Annotated in this window: 19 protein-coding genes; 11 read left to right on the top strand and 8 right to left on the bottom strand. The window is 44.9% G+C overall.

The window, feature by feature from the left end; genetic code table 11:
• Positions 1-44 precede the first annotated feature (44 nt).
• From L4B77_RS01890 to hemL, 4 genes are all read right to left on the bottom strand, one after another.
• Complete coding sequence (locus L4B77_RS01890; protein WP_429748232.1) at positions 45-3,434, bottom strand: response regulator; 3,390 nt, start codon at positions 3,432-3,434, stop codon at positions 45-47.
• A gap of 216 nt (positions 3,435-3,650) precedes the next feature.
• The gene (gene rsmC, locus L4B77_RS01885) at positions 3,651-4,673 is read right to left on the bottom strand and encodes a 16S rRNA (guanine(1207)-N(2))-methyltransferase RsmC (protein WP_429748231.1); all 1,023 of its coding nucleotides are present in this window, start codon (positions 4,671-4,673) and stop codon (positions 3,651-3,653) included.
• A 110-nt stretch (positions 4,674-4,783) separates the two neighbouring features.
• Positions 4,784-5,869: an AI-2E family transporter gene (locus L4B77_RS01880; protein WP_261838024.1), complete on the bottom strand. Its 1,086-nt coding sequence runs from the start codon at positions 5,867-5,869 to the stop codon at positions 4,784-4,786.
• Positions 5,870-6,211: 342 nt separating this feature from the next.
• Positions 6,212-7,507 (bottom strand): glutamate-1-semialdehyde 2,1-aminomutase, encoded by a 1,296-nt coding sequence (hemL, locus tag L4B77_RS01875; protein ID WP_261838023.1) that lies wholly within the window; start codon positions 7,505-7,507, stop codon positions 6,212-6,214.
• Positions 7,508-7,803: 296 nt separating this feature from the next.
• On the opposite strand from hemL, the gene erpA reads away from it, so the two are divergent.
• From erpA to L4B77_RS01860, 3 genes are all read left to right on the top strand, one after another.
• On the top strand, positions 7,804-8,145 hold the full coding sequence (gene erpA / locus L4B77_RS01870) for an iron-sulfur cluster insertion protein ErpA (protein WP_261838022.1): 342 nt from the start codon (positions 7,804-7,806) through the stop codon (positions 8,143-8,145).
• Positions 8,146-8,470: 325 nt separating this feature from the next.
• A complete protein-coding gene (locus L4B77_RS01865; RefSeq protein ID WP_429748230.1) occupies positions 8,471-9,595 on the top strand; it encodes an efflux RND transporter periplasmic adaptor subunit in 1,125 nt (374 codons plus the stop codon).
• 10 nt (positions 9,596-9,605) lie between these two features.
• On the top strand, positions 9,606-12,695 hold the full coding sequence (locus tag L4B77_RS01860) for an efflux RND transporter permease subunit (RefSeq protein WP_429748229.1): 3,090 nt from the start codon (positions 9,606-9,608) through the stop codon (positions 12,693-12,695).
• A gap of 111 nt (positions 12,696-12,806) precedes the next feature.
• Here the strand turns inward: L4B77_RS01860 and shyC are convergent, their stop codons facing one another.
• Positions 12,807-14,096 carry a peptidoglycan DD-endopeptidase ShyC gene (gene shyC, locus L4B77_RS01855; RefSeq protein WP_429748228.1) on the bottom strand — a complete coding sequence of 430 codons (1,290 nt, stop codon included), beginning with the start codon at positions 14,094-14,096 and terminating at the stop codon, positions 12,807-12,809.
• Between the two features lie 129 nt (positions 14,097-14,225).
• Between shyC and tyrS the strand changes: the two genes are divergently transcribed.
• Together tyrS and L4B77_RS01845 are read left to right on the top strand one after the other, a co-directional pair.
• Positions 14,226-15,413: a tyrosine--tRNA ligase gene (gene tyrS / locus L4B77_RS01850; protein ID WP_017059402.1), complete on the top strand. Its 1,188-nt coding sequence runs from the start codon at positions 14,226-14,228 to the stop codon at positions 15,411-15,413.
• A gap of 394 nt (positions 15,414-15,807) precedes the next feature.
• Entirely contained in the window at positions 15,808-16,653 is an 846-nt protein-coding gene (locus L4B77_RS01845) for a magnesium transporter (protein ID WP_261838018.1), read from the top strand.
• A gap of 97 nt (positions 16,654-16,750) precedes the next feature.
• On the opposite strand, the gene dacB is transcribed toward L4B77_RS01845, so the two are convergent.
• Positions 16,751-18,184, bottom strand: coding sequence for a serine-type D-Ala-D-Ala carboxypeptidase (gene dacB / locus L4B77_RS01840; protein WP_429748227.1), 1,434 nt, complete (start codon positions 18,182-18,184; stop codon positions 16,751-16,753).
• Positions 18,185-18,296: 112 nt separating this feature from the next.
• Positions 18,297-19,328 (bottom strand): porin, encoded by a 1,032-nt coding sequence (locus L4B77_RS01835; protein WP_261838016.1) that lies wholly within the window; start codon positions 19,326-19,328, stop codon positions 18,297-18,299.
• A 513-nt stretch (positions 19,329-19,841) separates the two neighbouring features.
• On the opposite strand from L4B77_RS01835, the gene greA reads away from it, so the two are divergent.
• A complete protein-coding gene (greA, locus tag L4B77_RS01830) occupies positions 19,842-20,315 on the top strand; it encodes a transcription elongation factor GreA (RefSeq protein ID WP_261838015.1) in 474 nt (157 codons plus the stop codon).
• A 110-nt stretch (positions 20,316-20,425) separates the two neighbouring features.
• On the opposite strand, the gene yhbY is transcribed toward greA, so the two are convergent.
• The gene (gene yhbY / locus L4B77_RS01825; protein WP_004734509.1) at positions 20,426-20,722 is read right to left on the bottom strand and encodes a ribosome assembly RNA-binding protein YhbY; all 297 of its coding nucleotides are present in this window, start codon (positions 20,720-20,722) and stop codon (positions 20,426-20,428) included.
• A gap of 114 nt (positions 20,723-20,836) precedes the next feature.
• Here yhbY and rlmE point away from each other — a divergent pair, with 114 nt between their 5' ends.
• From rlmE to secG, 5 genes are all read left to right on the top strand, one after another.
• Positions 20,837-21,466 carry a 23S rRNA (uridine(2552)-2'-O)-methyltransferase RlmE gene (rlmE, locus tag L4B77_RS01820; RefSeq protein ID WP_017106934.1) on the top strand — a complete coding sequence of 210 codons (630 nt, stop codon included), beginning with the start codon at positions 20,837-20,839 and terminating at the stop codon, positions 21,464-21,466.
• Between the two features lie 107 nt (positions 21,467-21,573).
• Complete coding sequence (gene ftsH, locus L4B77_RS01815; protein WP_429748226.1) at positions 21,574-23,541, top strand: ATP-dependent zinc metalloprotease FtsH; 1,968 nt, start codon at positions 21,574-21,576, stop codon at positions 23,539-23,541.
• 89 nt (positions 23,542-23,630) lie between these two features.
• Positions 23,631-24,470, top strand: a complete 840-nt coding sequence (gene folP, locus L4B77_RS01810) for a dihydropteroate synthase (RefSeq protein ID WP_429748225.1) — start codon at positions 23,631-23,633, stop codon at positions 24,468-24,470.
• Between the two features lie 11 nt (positions 24,471-24,481).
• Positions 24,482-25,822, top strand: a complete 1,341-nt coding sequence (glmM, locus tag L4B77_RS01805; protein WP_429748224.1) for a phosphoglucosamine mutase — start codon at positions 24,482-24,484, stop codon at positions 25,820-25,822.
• A 277-nt stretch (positions 25,823-26,099) separates the two neighbouring features.
• On the top strand, positions 26,100-26,432 hold the full coding sequence (gene secG / locus L4B77_RS01800) for a preprotein translocase subunit SecG (protein WP_261838011.1): 333 nt from the start codon (positions 26,100-26,102) through the stop codon (positions 26,430-26,432).
• Positions 26,433-26,448 lie beyond the last annotated feature (16 nt).

The following is a 26,448-nucleotide window of genomic DNA, read 5'->3' as shown; positions in this document are numbered from 1 at the left end:
AAGCCCACACAAGGTGGGCGTAAATCCGTGATATGAGTTTAGCGTTAACTGGTCAACAGTCTTTGCAGTTTATCTCTTAGCATCTCGATATGAGTTCTTTCTGGGGTCTGTTCTTTACAGTGTTCGAGAATGAACTCGATAGAACTCAGAACTGTTCTCCAGCGAGGCGTTCTTGGCAGGGTTTCGACACGTAGGTACTTGTCTAAGGTTCGGGTCTGAAGCGTACTGCGGTCTAAGTAGACACGCCACAAGCCACTCTTTTCTGCGAAAGCAAACTTTGTTTCACCCGTGACCGATTCCCAATAAAAGATGGCATTGGTCATGGCATCAACTAACACTTCTCGCATCAACTCTTGTTTGTTTTTACCTTCCCCCGTCGCCTTATCAGCAAGACGAGTAAATTCCCCACCAAGCTCTTTCAGTTGTTGTAGCTTGTCTTTGTCACCTTCAAAGGCATAGCTTGACAGTGCCTCAACCGCCGTTTCAAGATTATTGACTCGGTTGGAGTTAACGCCACCACCCACATTGAAGATATACATGGTGTCGAGCCCTGATCCTTCAGGAAGCTTAAGGATGTCACTTGGTATGCGCTGACGGGTGTCATCAATATAGATATCAATATCACCACAGTAATGAGCTTGCTCCACCTTGAGGTATTTAGGTGCAATGATTTCGTCGGCCGTAGAGCGCTTAAGTTGCTCTTGTCCGCGTTTAAAGAGCTTCGCCGCGGCTTCGTTGGCAAAGCGAATACGTTGATCTTCTCGAATGCAGATGATGGCTTCTGGGGCTGATTCTAACTGTTCCAGTAAGCGTCCTTGGGTCTCTAACAAGTTTGCTTCGACCATGGCTCGGTGTTTGAGTTCTAATTGCAGTTGGTCATTCTCAATACGCCGCTGTTCGGCTTTGCTCGCTGATAAATGCGCAGTAATTCGAGCAGCCAGTTCTTGCTTATTAAATGGCTTCGATAAGTAATCGTTGGCTCCTGCTTCAAAGCCACGAACTCGGTCTTCTGCTTGGTTGAGTGCGGTAAGCATGATGATGGGTAATTGTGCATGATCATATTGCTTACGCAGCGCTTCACAAACCTGATAGCCACTCATCCCCGGCATCATGATGTCGAGTAGAAGCAATTCAGGTTTCTCTTTTTTAATCAGGTCTATGGTTTCTGGTCCATCACAAGCGGTACGAACTCGATAACCTTCTAATTTCAAAAAGCTGTCTAACACGTGCAGATTTACCGGCTCATCATCAGCGATAACGAGTAGTGGGCCATCGGGATTTTCACTGATAACACTGTTTTCTTGTTGGGTACTATCAATCAGATCGGGTGCTTGGAAGTGCGAGTAGCTCCCTGATTCATTGTAGCTATCTAATTCTTCTTGGGTGGCTAAAGGTAATGTGAAGCTGAAAGTTGTGCCTAGCATTGGCTGACTGCTGACATACAATGAGCCCCCCATGAGTTCAATCAATTGGCGGCTAATGGATAACCCCAGTCCCGCACCTTGACGGTAGTTACTTGCATCTTGACCCGCTTGAATTAACGGCTCAAAAATATGTTCAAGATATTCTGGTGGTATACCTTGCCCGGTATCGACAACTTGTACACGAATATTGTCGTCAATCACGCTGGCCGAGATAACGATTTTTCCTTCTGATGTGTACTTAATGGCATTGCCAACCAAGTTATACATCACTTGTTCCAGTCGTTGAGAGTCGGACGATACTAACGCTAAGTCCGTTGGAACTTGATTAATAATTCGAATCGGCTTATTGCCTAATAGATGATGTGACAGTTCAAGCACTAAGCTGGTGGCGGCCGATAAATCAACAGCGGACTTCTTAATATCTAAACTGCCGTAGCGCATCTTGTGATAATCAAGCAGATCATCAACCAAGGTTGCTAATCTCTGACCACTATTGATGATGATGTCTAATTGGTATTTTTGGTTAGCGGGAATAGGGCCGTTGGCACCCGATATTAGTGCCTCTGCGATACCGACCATACCGTGTAAAGGTGTTCTCAATTCATGTGAGGTTGTTGCTAAGAACTCATCTTTGAGCTTGTTGGCAAGCTGCAAATCTTCGTTTTGCTTTTGAATGGTTTTTAGGTTGTCTTCCAGCTCATCATTTTGGCTTTTGATCAGTTGCATTTTGTCGCAAATCGAACGTTGCATCCGTTCAAAGCTTACCGCTAAGCGGCCTATCTCATCTTTGCGCTCTGTATTGATCATCGCCTCATCGAGATCGCCTGCGGAAACTTTTTCTGCTGCCCAAGTCAGTTTGAGAAGCGGTGAAGTGATAAAATTGGATAAGTAGTGTGATGCGACCACCACAAGAATGATCGCTGTTAGCATCACAATCACGAAGATTTTTTCGAGTTGATGAATACGAGCAAAGGCTTCTTTCTCAGGCAGTTCGACGACTAAAGCCCATGTCGCATATTTTAGTTTGATAGGGGTATATGCTGCGATGAACGCTTGACCTTGCGTGTTATCGAACGTTCCTACAGCTGTCTCTCCGGCCAGTGCTTTATCGACAACATATTGACTTAAGTTGATCGACTCTTGTGAGTGCGCAAGGCTACGAGGTAAATGATCGCTGCCGACCAATAGGGTTTGAATATTTGAACGCTTATTTAAGTCGGCGATCAGTTTGGTAATTCCGTTAATGGGTAATCGAAACATGGCATAACTGTGAAGGTAACCTTGCTGTACGATGGGAGCGCCCAACCAAGCGGTTTGTTTGCCATTTTCATCTTTAAAATCAGAGACAATAACGGGAGTGTAATCCTCATTAGACTTGCGATGCTTGGTCACGTCTTTTGCTAGTCGTTGAAAGGTCTCGCCTAAGTTTGAATTTTTGTATTTTCCCGTCAGTAAGTTGGTGCCATAGTCATCACGTTTAAAAACGGAATAGGCAACATTGCCATTGATATCCACGAGTAAGATATCGTCAAAATCGGAACGTTTAAGGAGCTCTAGGTAAGCATTGTGGTAGCGTTTGTGCAGTAGACGGTAACGTTCACTGCCAATGAAGCTGCTGGATTCTGGAAGAATGGATGTTTTTATTTGGTTTCCTGACCCTTGAATATACCGTTGTTGTGCATTGCTGCGCGCCTCTTCAATATCTAAACCAAGTCGTTGGAATGCATTAACTAAACCATAGAATCGCCCTCCGCTGGCATTCGCCAGTTCTGAGCGAACAAACCCCATGACTTGAGACTCTTGAGCCTCTAGGTAATCGATGATTTGCTGTTGCTTAGTATCACGGACCGAAACAAGGTGCGAAGTACTTTGTTCTTGAAGATCCTGACTGTGCGATTGAAGGAAAAATATCGCGATAAGTGTCACCGGGGTAATACTAAGGACGAGAAATGCCAGCATTAGGGTGTTTTGAAGGCGCTTAAACTTCTGCTTTCGATAGAATCTAAACATAAATTGGGTACTACTTTCCTTGGTGTACTGCAAAAAGGGGGCGAGAAAAAGCACAGAGAATCGAATTAACGGTTTCCAATTTAACGAAATTAACGAGTTTTTTTACTTTGACAAGTAAGTGGTATTTAAAGCGTGTGCAAAAGCTCATTTTTATGATTTTTTGATAAAAAAATAAGCAGGTAGCGCAGATTGTGACCCTGCGCTGTGTTAGGGAGGCTATTTCTTTGCGTGGTATATCTCGAATTTGGTGGTCTTATTTAGAGTCGCGCATTTTCCAAAAGCTTGCTCAATAATCGGTTCGTATTTTAAGAAACTGTTGGCAACGATAATCATCTCACCAGAGCGTTTCAAGTGCTTTGGTGCCTGTGCCAGTAGGGTTTCTGTTGCACTGTAGCTTGTGTCTAATCCTGAGTGAAAAGGTGGGTTACTGATGATGAACTGGTAGTCATTCGAAGTGTCTGAGTAAATATCAGAAGCAAAGACTTTGCCCGTTAGACCATTGATTTCGAGTGTGGCTTGGCTTGATGCGACGGCGAATGCGCTGATATCACACATTTCGAGCTCAATATCAGGGTTACGAGATGCCATAACGGCACCTAACACACCCGCACCACAACCAAAATCCAGTACTTTGCCTTTTAGTTTGGGCAGAGTATCAAGCAGAAGTTGGCTACCGACATCGAATTGACCGTGACTGAAGACGCCAGGGAGACTTTTTACTGTCAGTGTTTGATCGTCAATACTTACCGTGTAAGTTTTAAACCAGTCTTGTAGGTTGAATGCGTGTGGTTGCTCGAAGCACTGGCCCCAGTAGAAAGAACAACGACGGGCGGAATCGTATTTTACAACCTTGCCATAAGGGGTAAACATCTTCTCAATGCTTTTCACTCCTGAGCGATTTTCACCAACGACAACAATCTCTGTATCTTTGCCTAATTTTGCAAATAACATCGCGAGTAAGAACTCCGCTTCCGCTTTGGCTTTTGGCCAATACAGCATCACCAAGTCAGCTTTGGTCTCTTCGGTAAATTCAGTACCGTAGAAACGTTGAATAGAGCGACAATTATCTAATTGGCGATAATAGCTGTAGTTAGACGTAAACACGGTGACAGATTCACAATGTTTCGCCAACTCAACAGGGAATAAGTCTTCAACCTCTCCAGCAACTAAAACATGTTTGCCTTCAAAGTAGGTGAGTTGACGCTGAGCAATCTGGCTTGGGGCTATATAAGCTGACATAGGACACTCTATTGGATCGTTAGCAAAAAATGAGGGCGGATTTTCGCATAATCCGCCCAAAGCTTGAAGTGTTTAATACGTGTTCACCAACCTAGATGACGTTGAGTGGCTTAACTTTTATCTTGCTGGTTTAAAAAGTCCTTAAACTCTTCATCGTAGATGTTGAATAGGACGATAGTAATCGCAAAAATCAGTGGGCCGTAGATAAGACCGATCAAGCCAAACAGTTGAATACCACCTAACAGTGAGAAGAAAATCATTAGGGTATTCATGCCTGCGCTGCCTTGCATCAATAATGGACGCAATAGATTGTCAATGGAACCCACAATCGCGACACAGTAAACCGTTAGGAAAATCGCCCATGTGGTATCACCGGTTAGGAACAAATAGGTTGCCGCAGGGATCCAGATAAGAGCCGTTCCCACAACGGGAATAAAAGAGGCAAACCCCATCATGGTTCCCCAGAATAGACCAGGGAAGCCAGCTATCCACATCCCTAAACCCCCGGCAAAGCCTTGTGCTATCGCGGTTAAAAATGAGCCCATGACAGCAGACTTAGATACTTGCTCAATTTCTGTTAGAAGTTTGTCTTCCTGGCTGCGAGATAGCGGGAGAATATGACGAACGACGCTGATTATTTTGTCACGATCTCTCAATAGGAAGAACAGAACAAACAGCATCAAGAGGAAATTCATCAAAAAATTGGTCGCATCACCAAGAATTTTTGCACTGATACCAACAAGCTTTGACCCAAAGCTTGTCGCGAATTCCCCTACTTTTTGCGCGATGGCTTGAGGTTCAATGTTGTCAAAAGGCAGATAGGTATTTAAGAAAGATAGCGCTTTTACGACTAAAGGGTGTTCGAATAAAGTTTGAATGCCGCCGTGAGTTACCCATTGATAGGTATTTTGAGAAAACAGGGAGCCTTGCTGAACAATCGCTGCAAATACGGCCAATAAAGGGATAACGATAATGAAGGTCAGGATCACACAAGAAAGTAGGGATACAAGGTTTTCTTTATTCGGAATTTTCTTTTCGAGCCATTCGTGAATTGGAAACATTAACAGTGAAATGATAAAGGCCATCACGATCGAGTTAACGTAGGGTTCGATAAGCAGGTAACAAGCATAAGCCGCTGCAAGTAGGGCAATAATGATTACCCAGTGGCTAGAGTTTATTTTAATTTTTTCTGACACAGTAATGGTCTCTATATTAGCGTTCTGAGTTTATAATGGCTGCAAAACAGAGCGTTAGCAATGAGGAGTTTTGATTATGGGATGCTGTAATAAAGATAAGAAATGCCAAGACCAAGAAAAGCAAATAAAAAATGAGATCCCTTGGTTTAGAATGTTTCTAGGTACACTGATGTTGTTGGTTTTCTTTTTCTGGAAACGTTAGGCGCTTTTCGTTCTGTATTGGCCCGAATCAGCCGGTAATCCAGCTGGCATCTTTGGGGGTGATGGACACGGTGTATTAGAAAGGGCTGCGTTAATGCAGCCCTAAATTCAATCGGTTAGCGACTAATAACGTGCTTTCGATTATTTGCTTTCCGCAGCGATGATCGCAAGAGAACGGTCAGCCGCTTCTAGTGTTGCATCCAGCTCTTTTGAACCATGAGCAAGAGAGGTAAAGCTTGCTTCGAATGCTGAAGGAGCAAGGTAAACACCGTGATCCAACATGAGGTGGAAGAAGCGCTTGAAGCGTTCTACATCACACTTAGTTACATCTTCGTAGCACGTCACAGTTTCTTGGTCAGTGAAGAAGAAACCAAACATACCGCCAACTTGGTGCACGAGCATTGGGATGCCGTGCTTATCGGCAAGCTGCTTAAAGCCATTGGCTAACTGTTTAGTTTTTGATGCTAAACGCTTTTCGTTACCTTCTTCTCTTAATAGTGTGAGGCAAGCGTAGCCTGCCGCCATCGCCACAGGGTTACCTGAAAGTGTCCCCGCTTGGTAAACAGGGCCTGTTGGTGCGATGTATTGCATCACGTCTTTACGACCACCGAAAGCTCCCACTGGCATACCGCCGCCGATCACCTTACCAAGACACGTTAGATCGGGCTTGATGTTGTAGTAAGCTTGCGCACAACCTTCAGCAACGCGGAAACCGGTCATGACTTCATCAAAAATGAGCAATGCCCCTTCTTGGTCACAAATTTCACGGAGCCCTTCGTGGAAGCCTTCAACAGGTGGGATGCAGTTCATGTTGCCCGCTACAGGTTCAACGATGATACATGCGATTTCGCCTTTGTTTGCAGCGAAGATTTCACGGACTGAATCTAGGTTGTTGAAGATGGCTGTAAGCGTCAGTTTTGCAAAATCAGCGGGAACGCCCGGAGAGCTTGGTTGACCTAGTGTTAGCGCGCCAGAGCCTGCTTTTACGAGTAAGCTATCGGCATGGCCGTGGTAGCAGCCCTCAAATTTCAGGATCTTATCACGCCCAGTGAAGCCACGAGCTAGACGAATCGCACTCATTGTCGCTTCAGTGCCTGAACTTACCATGCGTAGCTGTTCCATTGATGGAACCATCTCAGAGACAAGTTCAGCCATTTTGATTTCAGTTTCAGTCGGTGCGCCGAAGCTAAGACCACGTTGAGCGGCTTCAATCACAGCATCACGGATAACCACGTGGTTGTGACCTAGGATCATTGGGCCCCAAGAGCCAACGTAATCGATATATGCTTTACCATCAGCATCAAAAATAAGTGGGCCATCTGCTCGCTCAACGAAAATTGGAGAGCCACCTACACCATTAAAAGCGCGCACTGGAGAGTTAACGCCACCTGGAATAGTTTGCTGTGCCTTTTGATAAAGTTCTGCTGATTTGGTCATGGATATATCCTCTTTTGACTGTCGGACCAATTGGCTCGCATTGTACCTATCCCTAATCCAACTAGGAATGCTTTCGCTGATATAATCCGCCGAATCTGGTTATTTTGAGGGATTGCGCGTTGTAATTTTCTCGATTGGACAAGTTTCCAGAAGGAAAAGCAGCGATCCCGCGGTGAATACTTGAACGTTTCAGTCAGGTATTAGATAATCATCCGAATATAAAAAAACATTCAGCAACAGTGATCTCGAATTAGATTTGTATCATGTTGTTTTTGACACAGGTAAGAGAGGTTGTCGTGAGCGAAGTAAATATTCCATTGTCTTTTTCTGATGCAGCTGCCATTCGTGTAAAAACGTTGATAGCAGAAGAAGAAAATCCAGAACTCAAGCTGCGTGTATACATTACTGGTGGTGGTTGTAGTGGCTTCCAATATGGCTTCACATTTGATGAAAAAGTAAATGATGGCGACACGACGATTGTAAACAGCGGAGTAACGTTGGTTGTTGATCCAATGAGCCTACAATATCTGATAGGCGGTGTGGTTGATTACACCGAAGGCTTAGAAGGCGCTCGTTTCTTTGTAAACAACCCGAATGCGACTACAACGTGTGGTTGTGGCGCATCATTCAGCGTATAGCTTGAGTCGAAGATCGTTAAGGTTTAAAGCCACAACAGAAGATGATAAATGCCGAACTTATGTTCGGCATTTTTGTTTTTATATCCCTTAGTTTCAGTTCATCGCAGAGTCAACAATCGTTGAGATACATTAATTCTTTGCTTTTCAAACCATTCCAATCGTTGATTTCTTAATTTTTAGCACACGGTATATTTTTTAAACTGTCGATAGCGTCCAATTTCGTTTGGTTTTGGTCTGTTAATGTTAACAGTGTGTATCAGGAAGATGCACATAACAGTGTTAAGCCACTTAGCGCGTCTTAATCACTTGGACAAAAGGACTTGTTATGCCGACTCTATTTTCTCATTCGCCACTTTTCCAGAAACTTAAACAGCCGTGGTTGTTTTCTCTGTTGTTAGTGGTGCTGCTGTCTATTTGGCTTGGCTTAGGAGTGGGACAGGCGGAAGAGTCTCCTGAGAAAAAAGTGACAGAGATTCCATTGGCTAAGGTTTCCTTCCAAACATTCAGTTCATTACCCACTTTTAAAACCATTGACCTCTATGGTCGAACGGCGCCCGATAGGCACGCCCGATTGGGCGCAGAGGTCGCGGGTAAGATTGTTCGATTGAACGTTGTTAAGGGCGATAGAGTTAAAGCAGGACAAGCCATTGCGCAGATTGATAAAGGTGATTTGGAGGTTCAATTAGAGCGAGCATCGGCTTTATATCGTTTGAAGCAGAAAGAATTTAAAGCCGCGCAATCGCTGAAGAAAAGAGGGCTACAAGGCGAAATCGCCTACACCACCGCAGAGGCGTCATTAACCGAAGCGAAGGCCATGCAGCGCAAGGCCGAATTGGCTTTAAAGAATACCGTTATCACCGCGCCTTTCTCGGGTGTGGTACAAGATTTGATGGTTGAGCTTGGTGATTTTGTTGGTGTTGGAGACCCCGTCGCCGGCGTGATTGACCTCGATCCTCTGGTGATAGAGGCGGATGTGAGTGAACGTCATATCCAACATCTGTTAGTCAATCAATCCGCTTTCGTTCGCCTCCTAGGAAGGGAAGAGGTCGAAGGGCGTTTGCGTTTTGTTTCTCGAATATCTTCTGCTTCAACCAATACCTTCCCAATCGAGATTGAAATCGATAACTCCGATGGCCTGTTGCCTGCTGGCGTCAGTGCTGAAGTTACACTCAATCTAGAAGCAAGAGACGCGGTCAAGGTGACGCCTGCTATGCTGGCACTGGATGAGGCAGGTAACCTTGGTGTCAAAACCCTGGTTTCAGTCGATGACTCACCCATCGTGAAATTTGTCCGTATTCAGCTCGTCAAGGCAGAACAAGATGGTGTGTGGCTCTCTGGATTGGGTCAACACGTCAATATCATCACAGTAGGGCAAGGGTTTGTGCGTGATGGTGACTCTGTTATGGCTGTTGAGCAAGGTGCTGAACTCTCAAATGTAATCGCTGAGTAGGAGATTGCCGATGTATTCAATTATTGATGCAGCCTTGTCTCGTGCTCGAACCATGCTTTCGTTGTTGGCGTTAATTCTGGTCGCCGGTGTTGTCACCTATATCACGATCCCCAAAGAGTCGAGCCCGGATATTACCATCCCGATTATCTACGTTTCAGTCGGGCACCAAGGGATTTCGCCAACCGATGCCGAACGTCTGTTGGTTCGGCCGATAGAGCAAGAGCTGAGGTCGATTGAAGGCGTAAAAGAGATGACGGCTACCGCTGCAGAAGGGCATGCCTCTGTTGTGTTGGAGTTTAATGTTGGTGTCGATCTTACCAAGGCGATGGCGGATGTTCGTGATGCCGTTGACCTCGTCAAACCAAAACTGCCCGAAGACAGTGATGAGCCGACGGTCAATGAGGTGACGCTCGCTTCTGAGCAACCTGTGCTTTCTGTGGTTCTGTTTGGGACCGTGCCTGAACGCACGATCTTAAAAATTGCTCGCCAGCTCGGGGATAAATTAGAAAGCTATCGTCAGATCCTTGAGGTCGATATTGCGGGTGATCGTGATGACATTGTCGAAATCATTGTTGATCCGCTATTGATGGAGAGTTACAGCCTAGATCAAGCGGATATCTATAATTTAATCGCTCTGAACAATCGGGTGGTGGCTGCCGGTTTTGTTGATACTGGCTATGGGCGTTTTTCGGTCAAAGTTCCTTCGGTATTTAACGCCTTAAAAGATGTACTTGAGTTACCCATCAAAGTGGATGGTAAACAGGTCGTCACCTTTGGCGATGTCGCCACCGTTCGTCGAGCGTTTCGAGACCCAGAGAGCTTTGCTCGTTTAGATGGTAAATCTGCGATTGTCTTGGATATCAAGAAGCGTGCAGGTGAAAATATCATTGACACTGTTGAGCTCGTTAAAGCGGTAATGGCCGCTGCTCAGCAACAAGCGGAATGGCCTAATAACCTACTGGTGAAATACACATGGGATGAATCTAAAGATGTGAAGATCATGCTCAACGATCTTCAAAACAATATTTTATCCGCCATCATTTTAGTGGTGATCGTTATCATCGCTATTCTCGGGGTTCGCACCGCTTTGTTGGTGGGTATTTCAATCCCCGGCTCATTCTTGACGGGGTTGTTGGTTCTGTCTGTGTTTGGGCTAACTGTGAATATTGTCGTGTTGTTTTCATTGATCATGGCCGTGGGTATGTTGGTCGACGGTGCGATTGTGGTGACCGAGTTTGCTGACAGGCGAATGCAAGAGGGGGAAGGGCGCAAAGCGGCTTACCGAGATGCGGCGAAGCGGATGGCTTGGCCGATAACGGCATCCACTGCCACAACCTTGGCCGCATTTGCGCCGTTACTGTTTTGGCCAGATGTGACCGGTGAATTCATGAAGTTCTTACCATTAACACTGATCGCAACGCTAACCGCTTCATTGATCATGGCGCTGTTGTTTGTGCCTGTACTTGGCGGTTTGATCGGCAAACCTCAATATGTCTCTTCTGACAATCAAGCTCGAATGGTGGCGCTGCATAATGGTGATTTCTCACAAGCAACAGGCTTAACCAAAGCGTATTACCACACGCTGTCGGTTGCGATTAAGCACCCGTTTAAGATTCTTTTCAGTGCGATATTACTCGCGGTTGCGGTGGGGGTCATTTATTCAAAAGCGGGTCTTGGGGCTGAGTTTTTTCCGGAGGTTGATCCACCATTCTTTAATGTCAAAGTCCGTTCTCATGGTGACCTCTCTATCCAAGAAAAAGATAACATCATGCAAGATATTGAGCAGGTGATGCTCAATCATGACGAGTTTGAAAGCGTTTATACACGTACAGGGGGCGACGATCAGATTGGTTTGATCTCGATTACCCCTGTCGATTGGCAATATCGCCGCAGTGTTAAGGCGATAATTGATGAGCTAAAAGTACAGACCGACCAATACGCTGGGGTTGAGATTGAATATAAGTTTCCAGATGCAGGACCACCGGTTGAGAATGACTTAGTGATTGAGTTGTCGGCAAAAACGCCAGAGCAACTTAATCAGGCAGCAAAAATTGTGAGAAATTGGGCGGATGGCAATCAAGCATTGACCAATATCAGTGACACCGCGAGCAAGGATGGTATCGATTGGAAGGTTGATATTCGCCGCGACGATGCTGCCCGTTTTGCAGCAGACGCGACCTTAGTTGGTAATACCGTTCAATTCGTGACAAATGGACTCAAGATTGGTGATTACTTGCCTGATGATTCATCAGAAGAGGTCGATATCTTGGTGCGTTACCCGAATGACAAGAGAGACATTGGGCGCTTCGATCAATTGAGAGTCAAAACGCCCGCAGGTTTAGTGCCGATCACCAACTTTGCTCAGATTGTTCCCGACCATAAGCAAGACACCATCAAACGCCTCGATGGTCAACGGGTAGTGAACATCATGGCAGATATGAAAGAGGGCTATAACCTTGCCCTCGAACTGCCAAAAATTGAGCAAGCATTAAATGAGTTAGGGCTACCGAGTAGTGTCGAATTTCGTATCCGTGGTCAGAATGAAGAACAAGAAAACTCTTCCGCTTTCTTACAAAGTGCTTTTTTGGTGGCGTTGGCAGTGATGGCTTTGATTCTGATTACTCAGTTTAATAGCTTCTATCAAGCATTCTTAATCCTGAGTGCCGTGTTATTCTCAACCGTTGGTGTGTTCGTCGGTTTGCTTATCTTCCAGCGTCCATTTGGTATTGTGATGTCCGGTATTGGAGTGATAGCGTTGGCTGGGATTGTGGTGAACAACAATATTGTGCTGATTGACACCTATAACCAACTGATCAAAAGAGGCTTGGATAAGCGAGATGCGATTCTCAGAACGGGGGTCCAGCGTTTAAGACCAGTCATGCTGACAACCGTTACCACCATCTTAGGTTTAATGCCGATGGTATTAGAGATGAACATTGATCTGATCAATCAAAAAATAGAATTCGGTGCGCCGAGCACTCAATGGTGGTCACAACTCGCGACGGCCATTGCGGGAGGCTTAGCTTTTGCGACAGTATTAACCTTGGTGCTGACGCCTTGCCTGTTAATGCTAGGGCGAAACCACAAGCCAGGAAAGTAACAGACACCGTTATTCAAAAATGAAGAAGAGCGCCTTGTTGGGCGCTCTTCTTATATGAGAGAAACAATCATATCGCCATTCTCTATGAAGTGTCTTCAACGATTGAGTGGTCTATTGGGTCGCGAGTAACTGGCCATATCGCTCAAGATTTTTCAGTCGAATTTCTGCGTTTGCAATAAAGGTCGCTTTTGCTTTACCGGTTAACGACTTAGATTGTGGTAATTTCACAGTGCGCGCATTTTTATGAACGCCATTGACCAAAAATTCATAGTGTAAGTGCGGGCCCGTTACACGACCTGTCCCCCCCAGCGTGCCGATGGTTTGGCCTTGTTTTACGCGTTGTCCCGTTTTTACCAAACGTTTTTTCATATGCAGGTATTTGGTGATGTAGGTGTTGCTGTGGCGGATGAACACATAGTTACCATTAAATTGGTTATAACTCGACTTTTGAACAATACCGTCACCCGCCGCCCAAATAGGCGTACCAACAGGTGCCGCGTAGTCGGTGCCGCGGTGAGCGCGAACCTTACCGGTTACGGGGTGTTTTCTGCGAGGGTTAAAGTTCGATGTTACACGGCGGAAATCAATCGGTGAGCGCAAGAAGGCTTTCTTCATCGCACGACCATTTTCATCGAAGTAGTCGCCACTTTGATCATCCAATATCGCAGTAAATGAATCGCCTTGATTGTTGAATACAGCCGCTATAATTTTACCTCGACCAATGACTTCGCCTTCCACCACTTTCTCTTGGTATATAATTTTAAAGCTGTCGTTCTTGCGAATATCCAACGCAAAGTCGATATCCCATCCGAAGATACCGGCGAGTTCCATGATTTGGTTTTCGGTTAAACCTGCGCTAACGCCGGCATTCCAGAAGTTCGAGGTGATGTTGGCTTCAGCATAATTGTACTGATAGGCCACTTCTTTTTTGTCGAAGCCAGAAGTAAACGAATCGCCAGATTTGGTGATCTTGAAGCTTTCAAACGCATTCAGTTGTCGTTTTAACTGAATCAGGTCGTTGTTTTCATCAAAACCGAATTGCAATACGTCGCCAGGTCTAAGGTTAGACAACTGCTTTTTAATATCATTGTTGGTATTGAGTAGCGTGATCAACAGGCGATATGAGAGGCCAATACGTTCGAATAAGACGGAGGTGCTTTCGCCTGAACGAACGGTGTATTCTTCCCAATTGAGTACCGCCGTCGGCAGTGTATCCGTTGAGCTCACCATTGAGGATGCATCGATGATGAGTGGATAATGTTTCCCCACCACTAAAGCCCCCGTATCGTCACGCAAACTGTTGACGTCGGGAAGTAAGAAAATCGCGACGAAAATTATGGCACTAAAAAATGCGATAAAAACCCGGTGCAAAATAGGAAGGCGTGCAAAAATAGACAACATGTTCCGGTTCGTTCTATAAATATTATGAAAATCGGCGACGGAACAGTGTAACTGGTTTCAAAATACATCGCTATTCAAGTAAGATGTCTAATTATTATATTTTTGCCAAATCTGTGGGAGTGAACAAGAATGGCGAGTATTGAAGCAGCACTAGCCGAGATCAAACGTGGCGTGGAAGAACTGATTCCAGAAGACGAACTGATTGCGAAACTAAAAGAAGGTCGTCCTTTACGCATTAAGCTGGGTGCCGATCCAACCGCTCCAGATATCCACCTAGGCCATACGGTTATCTTTAACAAGCTTCGTGCTTTCCAAGAGCTTGGTCATGAGGTGACATTCCTTATCGGTGATTTCACGGCAATGGTCGGTGATCCATCTGGTAAAAACTCAACACGTCCACCGCTAAGCCGTGAAGACGTATTGAAGAATGCTGAAACTTACAAAGAGCAAGTATTCAAGATTTTAGATCCTGCGAAAACGCAAATTCGTTTCAACTCTGAATGGCTATCTGAGCTTGGTGCTGAAGGCATGATTCGTCTTGCTTCTAACCAAACGGTTGCTCGTATGCTTGAGCGTGATGATTTCAAAAAGCGTTACGCTGGTGGTCAACCGATCGCAATCCACGAATTCATGTACCCACTTTTACAAGGTCACGACTCTGTTGCACTAGAGAGCGACGTTGAGCTTGGCGGCACTGACCAGAAGTTTAACCTGCTAATGGGTCGTGAATTGCAAAAAGCGGCCGGTCAAAAACCACAAGCGGTACTGATGATGCCACTACTTGTTGGGCTAGACGGCGTTAAGAAGATGTCTAAGTCTGCGCACAACTACATCGGTATCAGCGAAGCACCAAGCGAGATGTTTGGTAAGATCATGTCTATCTCTGACGATCTGATGTGGAGCTACTACGAGCTACTGTCTTTCCGTCCTCTTGAAGAAGTAGCGGAACTGAAAGCTGGCGTTGATGCAGGCAAAAACCCGCGTGACGTTAAAGTACTGCTAGCGAAAGAGATCATCGCTCGTTTCCACAGTGAAGCGGATGCTGAAGCGGCTGAGCAAGAGTTCGTTAACCGTTTTGCTAAGAATCAAGTTCCTGATGAAATGCCTGAATTTGAATTCGAAGCAGGCTTACCGATTGCCAACGTGCTAAAAGAAGCGGGTCTTGTAAACTCGACTTCTGATGCGATGCGTATGATCAAGCAAGGCGCGGCTAAGCTTGAAGGCGAAAAGATTGAAGACAGCAAATTTGTACCTGAAGCGGGTACGGCGGTTTACCAAGTTGGTAAGCGTAAGTTTGCTCGTATTACTATCAAGTAATATTGAATCATCAATCAGTTATCGAAAGGCATCTACGGATGCCTTTTTATTGCCTCTAACATTATTAACCGAAAGTTGACGAAGTTTTTAAACGTCTATTGTTACACTATGCGCGCTGTCAAATTGACAGTAATTCTGGAGATTTTTATGAACAATACCGACCATCCTCCTAGTTTGAATGGAGAAGAATAACCTGTCTCGGTATTGATCTATTGTCCTGCCGCTCAGGTAGGGTATCTTTGTTTTCCCCTCTTTCTTTTCCACACACTAGATTCTAACAAGTAGACACATCAGTGCGTAAAGCTCTTGGTGCGCCTAGTTATGTGCACTTGATGTACTAGCGATAGGCTATTTGTTTTGATGGTCGTTACCTTTGCCAATCGGGAGATTCGCCATGACGGTAATGAACAACACTTTTTTATCTATTGAAGCTCAGTACTCAGAGCAAGACATTCAAGCGGTATCGAATGCTTTTCAACAGTACGGACGCGAACAACAAATTAACCTTTTGAACCGAATGCCGCTCGAAGATGCGGTGTTAGTATTGGGGCAATGCTCTTTGAGTACGATTCAGACTTTACTTAGTGAGCTAGAAGAGCAGGGCTTTGAGAAGCGATCTCGACATCTCGCTCACCAACTAGGGCTGATCTACTCAGAGGTAGAGCCTCAGCAGGGCTATCTTTCTACTGGCGTCATGAGTCACGTCAGGCAGCGTATCGGTTGGATTATTGCGTTAGCACTATTAGGAATCGTCTCTGGGCTTATTATTGCTCAGTATGAAGACATTCTCAGTCAGTTGGTTCTTTTAGCAATCTACATGCCTGTGATTGCTGCTGCTGGTGGTAATACGGGAACACAAGCCGCAACTTTGGTGATCCGGGCTTTAGCTACCGGTGAGTTGCAGAAGCGGCAATGGGCCAACGTTCTGTGGAAAGAATTGAGAGTTGCTATCTGCTTAGCGCTTGCTATCGCTTTGGTGATAATAGGCCGGATCTTACTGTTCAGTGATAGCCCATCAACGGGAGGGCATGACATCAACATGATTGCCTTAGCGATAGCGGTAGCGCTGTTTATTCAGGTGACCTTATCAACCGTACTTGGCGGTGGATTGCCGATAGTCGCTAGGCTATTCAAGCTTGATCCTGCTGTGTTAGTGAGCCCTGTACTGGCTTCGATAGTCGATATCTCAGGAATGTGGATCTACTTCACTGTGGTGAACGCATTCTTAGGCATCGTTTAACCGCTTCTAAAAACAGCTAAAAGACACCTTATAAATGAAAATGGCGCTAAACAGCGCCATTTTTGTTATTAATGTAGAAGCTTACACAGAGCCAGCATTACTTAGATTTGTTTTGTGTTTGACTGAACTCGACCACATCTTTGTAGAAAGCACGCTCAAACTGGGTGATCGGTGCTTCCACTGGTTTGTCTGGCTCTTGTTCTTCAGGGAAATAATCGCGAACAAACTGCACAAATAGAGAGCTTGGATTGCCCGCTTTATCTAAGCCAAAACCGGCCATATTATGGCTGCCGTACAAAGACCCACTCTTCGCAATAATATGGCCTTGGATCGGCGCCTTTCGCATGCTTTGTCGATATTTGAGGGTGCCACTCACTCCAGAGATTGGCATTGCCTTAATTAAATTGAGTCGTTGATCGTTAGCCCAGATGTAACGCAGCACTTGAGCCATGGTTTGTGGTCTTATTCGGTTATTTCTAGACAGCCCAGAACCGTCGACCAACTGCGCCTGACTTAGATCTATATTGGTCTTGGTTTGTAATATCTGCTTTATCGCTTCGGTTCCGTTATTGAAACTTCCAGGCTGAACATAAAACGTCGCACCCAGTGTTTTAGTTAGGTTATCAGCGATCAGGTTATCTGATTTCTTGAGCATGATATCGAGCAGTTCGGGTAATTTTTCTGAGTTGTGACTGGCGACTAACGAGGTCTTATCCGATTTGTCTTTTTTACCAAGGATCACATCGCCTTTTACTTCTATTCTCAGTTCTTTAAGAAGCGATGCGATGACTTGATAGGTGTAAAGCTCTGGGTTTTGAATTGCAAACTTAAGGGGGAGCGGCTTGTTGCGCTCCACTAAGCAACCAGAGAGCGTGTATGTGTTATCTGGTGTGGTGATGAGCTCTAAGTCGCATTGTGTGGCCTTCTGCCCTGAGCGAGTGACCGTGGCGGCCGTGGTGGTTACGTCTATCGGATAGTGAGCGGGAATATAAATCCGGGTGCTGCCGTTATCTTTTGTGTAAATAGAGGCTTGTGCGCAGTTGCTGTCTAAGGTCATTGCACTCGAAGGTGCGCTGTAACAAACACCGAGAATATCCCAAGGCCACCCCACTGCGCGTTGATAGCCAGTAAAAGCTGAGTTATCAAGATACAGGTTACCTTTGATCGATTTAGATTGTGATTGAGCATATTGAGCTAGAAGGCTTTTCAGATGTTCTCGCTGTAGTGTTGGGTCACCACTGAACGAAATGACGGCGTCTTTACCTGAACGAGCAATGCTGGTTGTGTAGTGAAAATCATCCCCCAACTCTAATTTGGCTGCCAAAGCGGTGACGAGCTTTAATGTGCTGGCGGGGGGATAAAAACCATCACTGTTAAAATTCATTTTATTGGAATCCCCATTCAGGGATTCCAAAATTACACTTGTGCTACTGCCATTAGGTAATTTATCTAGCGGGGCGTAAGCGAACGCGTTGAATGAGAAAATGCTAATGGAAAAACTACAGAGAAACAGTGTGGATAGAAAGCGCATAGAAGATTATCTTGGATGGCGGATGTTTTCAGTATACAGATATAAAAAACGCCCGCTAGAGAGCGGACGTTTTGATTTTCAATTAACGCATTCAACAATGAGATAGTCTGAATTAGAAGTCGTAACGTAGACCTACAGCCACTTCGTCTTCAGCACCTTTCTTGCCTACTGTGCTTGTACCTAGAGTATCATTTGCGTCCAGTAGGTTGAAGTTGTAAGAAACATAGCCACGGAAGTTAGGCTTGAAGTAGTAGGTCGTATCGATGGCGATGTTATCTGCAGATGTGTCGCTACCCGTTTCTGCGTTATTGTACGTAGTGGTGAATACCGTTTGGCCTAGTGTGTAAGCGGCGGCTAATTCATAACCCGTGTAGTCTTGAACTCCTGAGAACTTACTACCAATGCTTGAAGCGGTTGTAGAGTCATATTGCCCATCAAAGTCTTTTTCACCATCAGTGAATACACCAGCGAAGTATAGGTCACCCATTGTGTAAGAACCAGAAAGCATGTATTCATTGTTCTTATCTTGGTCTGCGTAACCTGCACCTAGCTTAACGCCAGTTTCGCCAATCGCGTAGATACCAGAAAGTGAGTAGCCGTCTTGAGAGTTATCTGTGTAACCAGATCCATTTAGCTTTGAATCTTCGCGGTCTGCGAAACGGTAGCTCGCTTTAACGCTTAGATCTTGGAATTGACCTTTGTATGAAAGCATGTTGTCGGTACGGTCAGCGACAGCAATTTTGTCTGCAGCTGAGTTACCGTGGTAAGCCATGATATCAGTGAAGTCTGTGATCACGCCTAGCGCACCGTCGTTTTTACCGTAAGTTACTTCACCGAATGTACCGCCTAGACCAGCGTAAGTGTAACGGTTATCTAGGTCAGAGCCGTCAGCATTGTCAGCAGTAGTGAATTCACCTTCGTAGAAACCGACACCGTATAGGCCATCTTGGATTTCAACTTGACCTAAGAAGTTAAGGCGGACACGAGAGTTGTCTTGTGCTTTACCATCTTTCATCGATAGACGAGCTTCAGCACGGCCGCCCATGTCTAGAGTCGTACCGTCTTGGTTGTACAGTTCTGAGGCGTTAGCACCAGTAGCAAGAGCAGCGGCAGAAACTGCCAAAGCGATCATCGTTTTGTTCATGTTATTGATTCCTAATTACTGTCCATAAAGGTATTGATTAAGGATTTGCACCCTTTTTGTGGATTGATTATATGAATGGGGATTCATAAGTATACTTAGAGTAAAATCATGAAACTTACCAGTGCAATCCATGAGATACTTTTTACCCCAAAGTTCCACAGGTCGTTAGTAAAATGATATCAATAAAATATCGAACAATGTTTTATTGTTGGGTTTTTGTTATAAGTCACTGTTGTTAAGTGGATTTTTTGGGCTGGGGTCTGTGTTGGTTTGTTTTTGTTTTTGTTTTTTTTAGGTGTTAAATCGTCAGTTCATAGGTCAGAATATTATTATTCGTTTTTGTTAGGCGTATAATTTAGACTTAGATAAAGCTTTTAGAATGCAAAGTGGAATAAAGATGATTTAGCCATCAAGTTTGTTTACACTAAGTCAAATCGTTTTGTTTCTATCACCCAATGAATGCGTTGGGTGTATTTATGTTGGCCAAAGAAAGCTTTGGCATAGAGGTAAAAAATGGAAAAGGTTCCAATGACAGTACGCGGTGCTCAGCAGCTGCGTGACGAATTAGATCGCTTACTTAAGCTTCGCCCTGTTATCTCAGCAGCTATTGGTGAAGCTCGTGAACTTGGTGACTTGAAAGAGAATGCAGAATATCACGCAGCTCGTGAGGAGCAGGGGATCTGTGAAGCTCAAATTCGAGATATCGAATATAAGTTATCACTCGCTCAAATCATCGATGTCACTCAGATGGATAATACGGGTAAGATTATCTTTGGCACGACTGTTACTTTGGTTGATGTCGATACGGACGAAGAGTTCCGTTACCAAATCGTTTCTGAAGATGAAGCCGATATTAAAACTGGGCGAATTTCTGTGAAATCACCGATTGCGCGCGGTCTAATCGGTAAGATGGAAGGTGATGAAGTTCATATCTCTACTCCAGGTGGTGACAAAGACTTCGAAATCGACAAAGTAGAATATATCTAATTGAATTTTCTTTGTTTCTGATAAGTAAAAAGGTCGCTTAATGCGACCTTTTTCGTTTCTCACGCTACACTAAAAGATAAGCGCTGTGGCTTTCTTTATGTGAATTCAGCTTACTTGCGTGGAATCTCGATTTTACGAGCTTCTGACTGACGGAACAGTACTAGAACTTTACCGATAGTTTGTACTTTCTCTGCTTTAGATTCACGTACAATGGCATCGATAATCAGTTGTTTAGTCTCACGGTCTTCTGATGCAACTTTAATTTTGATCAGTTCGTGGTGGTCTAGAGCTAATTCGATTTCCGCTAGAACAGCTTCAGTAAGTCCATTTGCGCCCATTAGCACGACAGGTTTTAAACTGTGAGCTAGGCCCTTTAGATGCTGCTTTTGTTTGGTACTTAGGTTCATTACGCGGCCAATTTTCTTTAGTATTAGGGTTGAAAAAAGCTATTTTAACGCCATCTAATGCTGAAGACTATAATTTATTCAGCAATTAGTACTTTCCTCCAATTTAGGTATCCAATGAGTAAACAGAAACACTCGGCCAGTTCAGGTCGTTGGTTGAAGGAGCACTTCGACGACAAGTACGCAAATGAGGCGAGAAAGAAAGGCTATCGTTCGCGGGCTTATTTCAAAATGGAAGAGATTCAAGCAAAAGATAAATTGTTGTCTCCTGCGATGACCGTTGTGGATTTAGGGGCAGCACCTGGCGGTTGGTCTCAATATGCTGCTAAGATTATTGGTGATAGTGGGCAAATCATTGCGTGTGACTTGTTGCCGATGGACCCTATCGCTGGTGTGAGCTTTTTACAAGGTGATTTCCGCGAAGAAGCCGTATTGGAAGCCTTACTGGATCGTATTCAACCTAATATGGTCGATGTGGTGATGTCAGATATGGCCCCTAACATTGCGGGAAATAACTCAGTAGACCAACCAAGAGCTATGTACTTGGTTGAATTAGCTTTGGATATGTGTCGACAAGTTCTAGCTACCAATGGTAGTTTTGTCGTTAAAGTATTCCAAGGCGAAGGGTTTGACCAATACGTCAAAGATGTCCGTGAGATGTTTAAAACGGTTAAGGTCAGGAAACCCGACTCTTCTAGGGCTCGATCTCGAGAAGTGTTTATCGTAGCCACTGGTTACAAAGGTTAACGATTCTCTTCAAAGAGTGAGAGTTAACAATATGGCTACAGGTTACAAACTGTAGTACCCTACCTTTAATTACAATTAGTTATCGAGAGGCTGACACCTTGAGTGACATGGCAAAAAATTTAATTCTGTGGCTTGTTATCGCTGTAGTGTTGATGTCGGTATTCCAGAGTTTCGGCCCTGGGGAAAGTAACGGCAGAACAGTAGATTACACCACGTTTGTACAGGAAGTTGGCCAAGGCCAGATTCAAGACGCACAGTTCAATAACAGCGAAATCACTTTCACACGTAGTGGCGGTGGGGGTAAGTTTGTGACTTACATGCCTGTTTATGACCAAAAGCTACTTGATGACTTGATTAATCAAAACGTAAAAGTTCAGGGGACACCACCGGAAGAGCAGAGCTTACTTGGCACTATCTTCATCTCTTGGTTCCCTATGATCTTACTGATTGGTGTATGGATTTTCTTCATGCGTCAAATGCAAGGCGGTGGCGGCGGTAAAGGCGCAATGTCGTTTGGTAAGAGCAAAGCTCGCATGATGAGCGAAGAACAAATCAAAACGATGTTTGCGGACGTTGCCGGTTGTGACGAAGCAAAAGAAGACGTTAAAGAATTGGTTGATTACCTTCGTGACCCAAGTCGATTCCAAAAACTAGGTGGTAAGATCCCGACAGGTATCCTGTTGGTTGGTCCTCCTGGTACGGGTAAGACATTGCTTGCAAAAGCGATTGCTGGTGAAGCGAAAGTACCGTTCTTTACTATCTCGGGTTCTGACTTCGTAGAAATGTTTGTTGGTGTTGGTGCATCTCGTGTGCGTGACATGTTCGAACAAGCGAAGAAAGCCGCGCCGTGTATCATCTTTATCGATGAAATCGATGCGGTAGGTCGTCAACGTGGTGCTGGTGTTGGTGGTGGTCACGACGAACGTGAACAAACACTGAACCAAATGCTCGTTGAGATGGATGGTTTCGAAGGTAACGAAGGTATTATCGTTATCGCTGCGACCAACCGTCCAGATGTACTCGATCCAGCACTACTTCGTCCTGGTCGTTTTGACCGTCAAGTTGTGGTTGGTCTACCGGATGTACGTGGTCGTGAACAAATTCTTAAAGTGCACATGCGTAAAGTGCCACTATCAGGTGATGTTGAACCGTCTCTGATCGCTCGTGGTACACCTGGTTTCTCTGGTGCAGATCTGGCGAACCTTGTGAACGAAGCGGCTCTATTTGCAGCTCGTGGTAACAAGCGCAATGTCTCTATGGTTGAGTTTGAACTTGCTAAAGACAAAATCATGATGGGTGCTGAGCGCCGTTCCATGGTGATGTCTGAGGAAGTAAAAGAGTCAACGGCTTACCACGAAGCAGGTCACGCAATTGTTGGTCGTTTGGTGCCTGAACACGATCCAGTGTACAAAGTATCAATCATTCCACGTGGTCGTGCGCTTGGTGTAACCATGTACTTGCCAGAACAAGATCGTGTGAGCATGTCTCGCCAACACCTAGAGTCTATGATTTCTAGTTTGTATGGTGGTCGTCTTGCTGAAGAACTTATCTACGGTAAGGAGAAAGTGTCGACGGGTGCGTCTAACGATATCGAACGTGCAACGGATATTGCTCGTAAGATGGTGACGCAGTGGGGCTTCTCTGAAAAACTTGGTCCTCTTCTCTATGCTGAAGAAGAAGGTGAAGTTTTCCTAGGTCGTGGTATGAGTCAAGCGAAGCATGTTTCGGATGACACGACTAAGCTGATCGATGAAGAAATTCGAATTCTAATTGATCGCAACTACGACCGTGCACGCAAGATTCTTGAAGAGAACATGGATATCATGCACTCGATGAAAGATGCGTTGATGAAGTTTGAAACGATTGATGCAGGTCAGATTGATGACTTGATGGAGCGTAAAGACGACATTCGTGAACCAGCTGGTTGGGGTGATCAGGCAAAAGCTGAACCTGCAAAGGAAGAGGCAAAACCTGAAGTTAAGGCAGAAGAAGCCAAAGCGGAACCAAAAGCTGAAGAGTCGAAAGTTGAAGACGTTAAATCTGACTCAGATGACGTTGAAAATAAAGATTCTTAATCGTTAAGTTATCAATAAAAACCCTGAGCACGCTCAGGGTTTTTCTGTTTATAGCCCAAGGTGTTTTTACTTTTTGATAGGTGTTTTCCATGATATTAAAAGCAAACAATAAAACGCTCGTTTTAGACCGCCCACATGTAATGGGTATACTTAATGTCACGCCAGATTCTTTTTCAGATGGCGGTAAATTTAATTCGTTAGACAAGGCGTTACAGCAAGCGGAACGAATGATTCAAGCTGGCGTCAGCATCATTGATATTGGTGGTGAATCGACTCGTCCGGGAGCGCCTGAGGTCTCTTTAGAAGAAGAACTCGCTCGCGTTATCCCAGCGATTCAAGCTATTCGCGCTAAGTTTGATGTTTGGATCTCTATTGATACCAGCAAAGCCGAAGTGATGCGTCAAGCCGTTGAGGCTGGTGCTGATTTGATCAATGACGTGCGTGCTTTACAAGAGCCTGGAGCCTTAGAGGCAGCCGCTAACGCGAATGTCCCAATTTGCTTGATGCACATGAAAGGTCAACCTAGAACCATGCAAGCGAATCCCAGCTATGATGACGTGTTAACTGATGTGGAAGACTTTTTGAGAGAAAGAGTCAATGCGTGTGAGGCTATAGGCATATCAAAAGATCAACTTATCCTAGACCCCGGTTTTGGTTTTGGTAAAACGATCGAACATAATTATCATCTATTGGCACATCTTGATAAACTTCACGCATTAGGGTTGCCAATCTTAGCGGGAATGTCGAGAAAATCGATGATCTTTAAGTTGTTAGACAAGGCTCCTGTGGATTGCATGGTAGCCAGTGTTACTTGTGCCACGATTGCCGCTATGAAAGGTGCTCAAATTATTCGTGTTCACGACGTTGACGAAACGTTGGAAGCGATGAAGATAATTGAAGTGATGAATAACAATCACTCATGTAATTAAGGAAAATAAAAATGTCTGATAAAAGACGTTACTTCGGCACAGATGGTGTGCGTGGCAAGGTTGGTCAGTACCCAATTACACCGGATTTTGTCCTCAAGCTTGGTTGGGCTGCAGGGCGTGTTCTCGCGAAGCAGGGCACCAAGAAAGTGATCATTGGTAAGGACACTCGTATCTCTGGTTATATGTTGGAATCAGCTTTAGAGGCGGGTCTTGCTGCTGCGGGGCTGCAAGCTACGTTTACTGGCCCAATGCCGACACCTGCTGTGGCCTACCTGACACAAACGTTCCGCGCTGAGGCTGGGATTGTTATCTCTGCTTCACATAATCCTTACTATGATAACGGTATCAAGTTCTTCTCTTCTGAGGGGACGAAGTTGCCAGACGATATCGAGTTAGCAATCGAAGCAGAACTGGATAAAGATATCGAATGTGTTGATTCATTCGAGCTCGGTAAAGCGGTACGTTTAAACGATGCCGCGGGTCGTTACATTGAATTCTGTAAAAGTACATTCCCAAATCAGATGACGCTTGCAGGAATGAAGATTGTTGTCGATTGTGCTCATGGTGCGACTTACCACATTGCGCCAGCAGTATTTAAAGAGCTGGGCGCTGAAGTTATTGCGATTGGTGTTGAGCCAAACGGTACTAATATCAACCATGAAGTAGGTGCGACGGATGTGCGTGCCCTGCAAGCAAAAGTGGTTGAAGAGAAAGCGGCCTTAGGCCTTGGCTTTGATGGTGATGGTGACCGTATCATCATGGTTGACGAGCTAGGCAACAAGGTGGATGGTGACCAAATTGCTTACATCATTGCTCGTGATGCACTGCGCCGTGGTGAGTTGAAAGGCGGCGTTGTTGGTACGCTCATGACCAACCTTGGTATGGAAAACGGCCTTAAGCAGTTAGGCATTCCGTTTGTACGTGCTGCTGTTGGTGACCGTTACGTAATGGAACAGCTTCTTGCTAAAGGCTGGAAGATCGGTGCAGAGAACTCTGGCCACGTTATTCTATTGGATAAAGTGACCACGGGGGATGCTATCGTTGCTGCACTTCAAGTATTAGCTTCTGTTGTTGATAGCGAAATGACCCTAAACGAGTTGTCTCAGGGCATGACGTTATACCCGCAAGTTTTGGAAAATGTACGTTTCAGCGGTGATTCAAACCCATTAGAAGCCGAAGCGGTGAAAACGGCTGTGATGGCAGTAGAAGCGGAACTGGGTGATAAAGGCCGTGTACTATTGCGTAAATCAGGCACCGAGCCACTGCTACGTGTCATGGTTGAAGGCGAAGATGCAGAGCTTGTTCAAATGTCCGCACTTAAGATCGCTGATGCGGTAAAAGCAAACTGCTAATTAAACCTCTTATTGAGTCGGAGCGACAATAGCTCCTATGATTAAAATTGATTGAGTGGTATGAAGGTCAAAAGGGACATTAATGAGTTTTACGTCGCTTTTGACTTTTTTTTGACCACTCGCTTGGTAAAGGCTTATTTTTTAGCAAATTCCCCTTGTCAGGCAACCTCTCATTCGCTAGTATTGCTCGGCCTTCAGTTAGGAGGTCGCTAGCCTTGTTCTTGAAAATGATTTTTTGAACGGCGCTGGCTCAACAATTAGGAACATAGGTGGAAAAATGTTTACAGTTCTACTTGTGATTTACCTGTTGGCAGCGCTTGGTGTAATTGGCCTAGTGTTGATTCAACAAGGTAAAGGCGCAGATATGGGAGCCTCATTCGGTGCTGGCGCTTCAAACACTGTGTTTGGTGCTAGTGGCTCAGGGAATTTTCTTACCCGAATGACTGCAGTTTTTGCAACTACATTTTTTATCCTTAGCTTGGTGCTTGGTAATATGTCTACACATAAGACTGAGTCACAATGGATTAACCCGACACAAGGTCAGGTTATTCAGAAAGCTGATGATGCAGTGAGTGAAGTTCCATCGCAAGGCGATGAAATTCCACAATAATCTGTAAAGGTTATTT

The sequence above is a fragment of the Vibrio minamisatsumaniensis genome, from assembly GCF_050337445.1.
Lineage (GTDB): Bacteria > Pseudomonadota > Gammaproteobacteria > Enterobacterales > Vibrionaceae > Vibrio > Vibrio artabrorum.
Note: the sequence above shows the minus strand (reverse complement) of the source record. Positions and strands in the feature narration are given on the sequence as shown.